The following is a 7,741-nucleotide window of genomic DNA, read 5'->3' as shown; positions in this document are numbered from 1 at the left end:
TTTTTTCTAAATTCTGGAGTGTAAGTCTGTGGCATAATAATTCCTTCTTTCTTTGATAGATTGATTATATCTTATTAGCCACTACTATTACAACGTTAGTATAGCACTTCACATTTCCGCTCTAGATCCCGTTTTACAAGTCAATGTATTCTCAAAATATAGGTTCAATTCAAAAAGGTAATAATTAAGCACACCCATTTTGTTTAGTTCATTTGGAATCAATGAACTAATCCGCATAAGGTTTTCTTTTAAATCAATTCTTCTGATATCTGTTTCTTTAAGTACCCTGTAATTGTACAACGGGTACAGATATGATACACAGAATGAAAACGCTGCCTCACTCATCTCATCCACAATCTCTATATAATCAATTGACTTTGCTGGTATTTTAAGTTCTTCTTTTTTCTTAGCCACTGTCACTTTTCTCCTTCTTCCATGTTTTTCTTCTACAAGACTTGTAATTTTCGCGAATTATTCCTCAATTTTCTTCACATATGTTAGTTCAATATCATACCCCAGTGCTTCCATCATCTGCACAAAAGTCTTATTGACCACACCGTCCTGCTTCTTTATCACGCGATTGACATAGGCCTTCGTGGTGTCAATTTCTTCTGCCAGCATCACCTGTGTCTTTCCCTGTTCTATACACTTTACCTTTACATCTACTTCGATATTGTTTTTGACCATAAATACACCCCTCTATCGAATTTATCAGTTATCTTTTTCGTATAATTTATAGTATATCATTTATGACATTTTTTCAATCAAAAAAGAGGCTCACCACCTAAGCAGCAAGCCCCCATAAATCAATATTTACTTCCATATTACCCTGACATCATTGCCTGGATGAATCTTAATACTCTCAATATATTCATCCATCAGTTCCGGTGTGAGTTTCATCACTGCAAAACTCTCATATACTTTCACACGACTAAACTCCATGACCTTATCCTCAGCTAACGAAAGCTGTTCCCTAAGTCCCTCATACTTCTTCCTGAGCAGTTCCAGCTGATCCGTTGATAAATCATAGCTTTCCTTTTTCCCCAGAGCATAAGCTTCAAATTCTGCCATTCTCTTTGTAAATACCGATAATACAGTGCATACTGCACGGTCAAGGAGTGCATTCGTTCCGGCGAACAGAGCACGACGACAATATGTGTTTCATATCTCAAAATCCGAGTCAATGGCATGGCCTGTGGCGGCATAAATGCTCCATTGACACAGTTTTTGAGATATGACCTTTCATAATCAAGCAGATCAAAGGATTGCTCTGCTTTCCGGAAAGCATGCACTGAACTAGCGGAAGGGATGCACTGAAACTCCGTGCAGTGTGCTCTGTCTGGTCGGTATATACACTCTTTTTCTTTGCATTCTCGACAGCCTTTTCAGCAGCCCTGCACTCTTTCTTTAACACCTCCACCGCTTCAACAGCCTTTTCCTTATCTTCCTGCATGAGCCGGTCAGACTCTCCCAGCTCCATAATATGCTGCTGAAGCTGGAACAAAATAACCTCTTCCAGATAAAAATCCTCTATACGTTTCACACATCCATCAAGCTGATAAACATTCAATCCCGGCCACTAGTAGTAATGATGCCCAGAAACATTATGTCTCAGATTCCTTCCGCAGCATCCTCACTTCAATCTGCCAGCCAGTATATGCTGATTTCTTTTCTTCCAGAAATGCATCCGCTTTCCAAATTTTGCCTGTACCTTATCAAAGATTTTCCTGTCCACAATCGGCTCATGATGATTTTCTGTAATAATCCACTTCTCCGAATCCGTTACCCGCTTATCGCTCCTGATTTTCTGGCATTCAAAGGTTCCCTGCACCAGATTACCAACATATGCCCTGTTCTTAAGCATATGAGACTTTAGGTGCCTGACACAATAAACTTTTCTATATAGATCTAGCAATTCAATTTTCTTTTTAACTATGTCGTAATATTCTTTGTTTGTCATTTTCCCTTTCAGCCTTGCTTATATATTTTCTTCTCGTACATTAAAGCCTATTGTCGTAAGTTTTTCTCTTAGCGGTTGTTCAAATGAAGATATTTTTGTCTGATCAATAATAACACTTAAGTTTCTTCTAGATCTAGAACAACCCACATAAAATAATTTATACGCAATAATTACTTTTAGTACTTTATTGGAACTCAAGCATTTTTTCAAATTGGACATATTGCTTCTTGTTAAGAATGTGTCAAAATCATTTTTCAGGAGGGCGTTATAGTAAATATTATCTGCATAACTCTGACTGAATTCCCTAATTGCTGCATTGATAAAATCTGCATTATTATCGTAATCTGGCTTTTTCATTTCGCTCATCGTCTTCTTCGTCTGTACGATCACACTATCAAAAAGACGCTTGTAAGCAAATCCAAAAGTTTCGAAATCATCAACTTTGATGTCTTTTGTAGACCAAAGTTCATAAAATTTATACATATTCACAGCTGGAGTACTATTACTATCTTCGGCAACAAAAACAACCGTATCATGGCTTTCGCCTTTTACACCATGTTGCGTAGATACATGCGGATTACTAAGATAATCGACCAGAGCATTGAATTCAGCTATAGATATTTCCAAAACCTCATCATAGATAACATCAGACAAAACATCTTCAATGTATGATTCATTAAGAATATTTGCATTATTAAGATTCACGAGCACAGACCGAATAGTTTGTTCGGTTTCAAGTTGAGCTTTTAAAATGTCTAAATAAGAACGTACAGTCTCTTTATCTGAATGTTGCTTTAGTATGCACCACTCTGTTTTTAAATAAGACTTGTTGTTTCTTACAAACGAAACAATACTACCAATTTCAGACTGTATATAATACTGATACAAAGTATTTAATACGAAGAGCAACGAAAATAGTGTATCTGGATTGGTGTTATCATGTGTAGTCATTACATCAAGAACAGAATACTTCTTTCCATACCCATACTTTTCAATCGTAGAAACAGCATTAAATAACCCAATTGCAGAGGCACCATAAAATCTATCTTTATTCAACAATCGAAGTATTAGTGCATCTGGATAAGCCTCAATTTTTTTCTTAATCGAGGCATTCACATCTGTCGTAATAATAACCTCTGGAGGGTAGTCTGGATGAAAGCGCTCTGTCGGTTCTGGGAATTGATTATATTCTTCATCATTATACAATCGATTTAGGATATCTATAATTGCCCTGGCCGAACGGTGATTAACTCTCAATTTAAAGTCACTATTCATCTGTGCGAAGTTCTCTTCAAAGTTACCATCGTACGTATCATAGATTCTCTGCATCCTATCGCCTAGCAAATATAACGCACAATCTGATTTCATTACATATGCATCAAAAAAGATCTGTAATACGGATGAAGCAGTATCTTGATATTCATCGATAAATGCTAACTGATATTTGTCAGTTAATTTTCGTCTTATTATAGGGAAACGATCGAACATCAACCTTGAAAAACTAATTAAATCATCATGTGAAAGCATCCCGTAATAATATGAGGTGAATGGGGTTTCTCCGTATGATATTTTGTCAAGGTTTAATTTGACTGTAGCTAATGTTAATTCCCCAAATTTTTCTATGTAACGATTATTGCTTGCAATGATATTGCTCTTCTGTGATATGTTTGCTATGCGTTCAGAAATCACAGACTCATACACTTCGAAATACAAATCAATCACCTCTTTCATGGAAAAGAAGGGTGATAAAAAATGGTTTAAGAAAGAATGGATTGTACCGATAAATACTTGAGGGTTATCGATACCTTTTTTTAATTCGTCGGCAGCTCTATTCGTATAGGTGATGCACACAATATTATTCTCAGGTTTTTTCCTAAGATAGTCTGAGACCATCCTTCGTATAGTAGTAGTTTTTCCGCTTCCTGCCGGAGCATTAACCAAATGAAGATTATCTAAGATTCCATCAGCCATTTCAATCCCTCACTAATGTATTTTGGTTCCATAGATTCAGTAAGGCCTTTTAATATTACAGAATACATAAAATCTGTTTTTCCGTTTGATGTCGAGGCCAAAATATCGCGTAATGTAAAATTAGACTCTACACCTTGTTTCCTGTTATTTGGTATAGAAAAATCGAGTTCTGATAAAGTCCTCATGTTTTTCCATTCACTACGTTTCTTTTTTGTGGCTATACTAATTGAAAAGTACTTGCCAAGCATTGCTTCTTCAAGTGTTCTAGCATAAGCATCATCACTGGTTTGAAAAGCTACGTATATTAAATCGCTGATGATATTACCACCTGTTTTTTTCCAATCATATAGATCAGATATTTTAGGTGAATGAGAGTTCCCAGTTGAGAGCTTATAAAAATGTTTTAATGCAGCATTTGTACTGGTAGATTTTTTTGCAGCTGATAAGTTCTTGCATCCTTTAGCATAATCAATATCAGTAATAATTAATGATTTGATTCCGAGCAAGTTAATCAGTTTTTGATAATTATGGGCATACGCACCACCAACTTGAACATACGCTATATACTGTTGGCCTAATTTTTTGTATTTATCCAAAGACAGTAGCTTTCTGATGAATAACCTTTCGGTATCACCTTCATAAAAAATCACTTTATCTGCGAAAACTACTTCTGAGTATCCTATCTCAAAAAACCAATCAAAAAAATTATTTAATTCTTCGTCTCCGTCTTGTTCAGACAGTATAGTAGATAAATCATACAAAGAACTAGATAATGGACCTGTTTTTCTGATAACACGCAAGTGATTAAGTCCTGATATCCTAACCATTTCATTAGAGTGTGTTGTTACAATTCCTTGGAATGGTTGGTCTTTATACATAGTGAGCAGATACTTCACAAACACCTGTTGCATCTGTGGATGCATATGAGATTCTGGTTCTTCAATTATAAATAGATTAACCTTTAAAGGATCATAGTGTTCTTTCTCATATTCCTTTAATTGCAGATGCATATAGATCATGTTACTGTATCCCAATCCTTGAGATGCTTCTCCCAGATGTAGTCCACCTACTTCATATGAAGTAGAAATAGTACTTTCGATAAACGAATGTACATTTTCATCTGTGATATTTAAATCAAGCATGATCTTACTCGGTTGTCCACCACTTGTATTTTCAAGAGCAAGAATAGAATCCTGTAAAGTATCTAATGATGTTGTTTGAACCTTATTTTTAACATCATTAATCTGATTCCGATCAAGTATTGTCTCTGGAAGTGCTGTCACCAATGCCTTCCATGATGGCTCATTTTTTACCATTTTCATCATTTGGTGGTTTAAACCATGTGCATGATCCGTTTCATTATCGTCAATTGGCCTATTTGCCTGAATAAATGAAATGTTGAATAATTTTCTGAGAGCTCCTAAATCATTCATCGGACACTTTATGTCAAACCCCTTATTGCAAAAGTAGCATTTACATTCTAAGGATTTCACATACATGTCAACTAACCAATCCATTAATGAATTGAATTTCAATTGATCATCGGACTGACTTGTAAATCTGACTTTAAGTTTCTCATAGTTATCTATTAGATAGGTTAAGAACATATTACGTCGAATATGAAAATCTACATAGAAATAGAAATAATGCTCATCCATATCTAAATCCATAATATAATCAGCAAACAGTTTTATATCGTCGTTCTGTGGATTATAGCTGACAATAAACTGAAGCGTTGTAGTTTTCAATTCTTTTCCGCCTATACCAGCTAATGGCAGTATGAGATTGACTATTTTATCCTCAACCATATCCACAGTATTATTTGAATCTGCAAAGAAACTTTTGAATATCGTTAATACTTCTGATATCCATTCTTTCTTTCTGGAAGCAGGTACATCCAACGAGTTATATGTTAAGGTCTCATTTTTCAATATTTTTCTTATCAATGAAATCAACGATGTTTTACCACTGTTATTTGCTCCAGCAATCATCGTTAAGTCCTTTTCTAACTCAAGACAAATTTCAAAATCAGAAAATTGTCTGTAATCATTAATGATTATTTTGGTCAGTTCCATATGTTATCTCCATTTCGCGTCGTGCATTTTTAAGGAAATCCTATTCGAATGTATCAGACAACGAAATATCACCTGTTTGTAAGTCAAAAATAGTTTCTTCTATCGTTCTAACACATTCATCAATATTTTTCTTAATATCATCACCCCAGAACCTAATAACTGTCCAGCCATAATAGTTCAGCTTCTTATTGATTTCGTCATCGCGTTCCATGTTCCGTTTGATTTTACCGATCCAAAACTCTGCATTTTTACCATTCTTCAAACGACCTTCAAGAGCCTCCCATTCTTTTCCATGGAAGAACTCTCCATCACAAAAAATAGCTATCTTGTATTTGGTAAGGACTATGTTAGGTTTTCCAGGAAGTCCTTTATAATTCTTTCTATAACGGTATCCTTTATGCCAAAGAGCTTTTCTCAGTTGAACTTCGATCTTTGTATCTTTGGCACGGATACTCTGTGCCTGAGACTTTAGGTGCCTGACACAATAAAATATTGTCTCCAACTAACCTAAAGGATTGAAATTGCCACTATCCATCTGTTGCAGTTTTACTTTTCCAACCTCAGCAAATGCATCAGTATTTGTCTTTTCTCTAAAATACAACTTATGATCATCACAAGTAAAAAACTCTGCTTGTGTGACTCCAAAAGAAGCTATAAATTTGGCTATTGTATCCTCAGCAAACTTTTTGTCAAACTTAGTCTGAGTAGAAATTGCCTTTGCCCAGAATTCTGGCAGCAGAACAAGCATATATTTCAATCCCGCCATTTTCACAGCTGCTCCAGCATCTTTCTGGATAGATGATGTAAATGTAAATCCGACAACCTTTTCCCACGCTGACAAGTAAGTACATATAAGCTTACACAAATCATCATCTGATAATCTCTGATTTCCTACTGAGATATTTTCAATTTTAGCTTTATCAAGTGCTTTCATTACTTCGCTGGCTTTTACACCATTCTTAATCTTTTCTGCGCTCATAATGATATGCCCACCAAGAGGATATTCATTGCTAAGTTTTGTCACCAAACCATAATATTTCTTCTCATCATTTGAAAGCATATTAAGCTTACTTCTAAACCACATTAAAAGATTTCCACTAACCTTTTCTTGCTTCTCATTACAGCTAATGAAAATTCTCCTTCTTTCATCCAAAGTAGGAAGTATGTAAAGAGTAAATCCGATTTCATACTGCGTAGCATTCTGTAAAGTACAAATATCGTCCCTAAATGAATATAATCTGTGCTGTCCATCCATTACATCAATTGCGCTATTATATTTTGAATATTCAGAATCTGTTTCAGGGAACTCAATATAATAAATACCTGACATTTCATCACATTCATGAACTTCAAAACGCTGATCTTTTGTAGCAATTGTTAATGTATTAGGCAATATCCCCTTATCTCCATCAACGTAGTTGGCAATACTCTTTACCCTTTTCTCATTCAATGGTCTTTGAGCATCTTGTACTGCGCTCATTTCAATTTTCTCCGCTACTCTTACAAGATTTCTTGGATCAATTTTACCTATATAGCACTCAGTGCCATACTGGATAATTTTTTGCAAATAGATTTTCTTCATCACAATCCTCCTTATTTTAGTCCTATCATTCTTAAAAATATGTAACTCAAACTTCCCACACCGATAAGGTGTTCTGTACCTTGAAAATTCAATATTTCAGCCAATAAAAAGGGCATAAATAACGCTCTTTTGATATAATGGAATTGTCCAGAA

Annotated in this window: 9 protein-coding genes; all 9 read right to left on the bottom strand. The window is 35.1% G+C overall.

Features of this window, described 5'->3' with window-relative positions; genetic code table 11:
* Positions 1–108 precede the first annotated feature (108 nt).
* On the bottom strand, positions 109–414 hold the full coding sequence (locus ACTNBF_RS15910; RefSeq protein ID WP_441089654.1) for a hypothetical protein: 306 nt from the start codon (positions 412–414) through the stop codon (positions 109–111).
* 57 nt (positions 415–471) lie between these two features.
* Positions 472–687 carry a helix-turn-helix domain-containing protein gene (locus ACTNBF_RS15905; protein WP_441089653.1) on the bottom strand — a complete coding sequence of 72 codons (216 nt, stop codon included), beginning with the start codon at positions 685–687 and terminating at the stop codon, positions 472–474.
* Positions 688–813: 126 nt separating this feature from the next.
* Entirely contained in the window at positions 814–1,071 is a 258-nt protein-coding gene (locus ACTNBF_RS15900) for a hypothetical protein (protein ID WP_441089652.1), read from the bottom strand.
* 109 nt (positions 1,072–1,180) lie between these two features.
* Positions 1,181–1,543, bottom strand: a complete 363-nt coding sequence (locus tag ACTNBF_RS15895; protein ID WP_441089651.1) for a hypothetical protein — start codon at positions 1,541–1,543, stop codon at positions 1,181–1,183.
* Between the two features lie 90 nt (positions 1,544–1,633).
* Entirely contained in the window at positions 1,634–1,864 is a 231-nt protein-coding gene (locus tag ACTNBF_RS15890; RefSeq protein WP_441089650.1) for a recombinase family protein, read from the bottom strand.
* A 114-nt stretch (positions 1,865–1,978) separates the two neighbouring features.
* Positions 1,979–3,931: a UvrD-helicase domain-containing protein gene (locus ACTNBF_RS15885; RefSeq protein ID WP_441089649.1), complete on the bottom strand. Its 1,953-nt coding sequence runs from the start codon at positions 3,929–3,931 to the stop codon at positions 1,979–1,981.
* Positions 3,913–6,006 (bottom strand): AAA family ATPase, encoded by a 2,094-nt coding sequence (locus ACTNBF_RS15880; RefSeq protein WP_441089648.1) that lies wholly within the window; start codon positions 6,004–6,006, stop codon positions 3,913–3,915. Before ACTNBF_RS15880 ends, ACTNBF_RS15885 begins: the two co-directional genes overlap by 19 nt.
* 40 nt (positions 6,007–6,046) lie before the next feature.
* Positions 6,047–6,508, bottom strand: coding sequence for a very short patch repair endonuclease (locus ACTNBF_RS15875; RefSeq protein WP_441089647.1), 462 nt, complete (start codon positions 6,506–6,508; stop codon positions 6,047–6,049).
* The gene (locus ACTNBF_RS15870) at positions 6,509–7,588 is read right to left on the bottom strand and encodes a DGQHR domain-containing protein (RefSeq protein WP_441089646.1); all 1,080 of its coding nucleotides are present in this window, start codon (positions 7,586–7,588) and stop codon (positions 6,509–6,511) included.
* Positions 7,589–7,741: the final 153 nt, after the last annotated feature.

Origin of the sequence: Bariatricus sp. HCP28S3_A4 (assembly GCF_052066395.1) — a bacterium.
Classification (GTDB): Bacteria; Bacillota; Clostridia; order Lachnospirales; family Lachnospiraceae; genus Allocoprococcus.
Note: the sequence above shows the minus strand (reverse complement) of the source record. Positions and strands in the feature narration are given on the sequence as shown.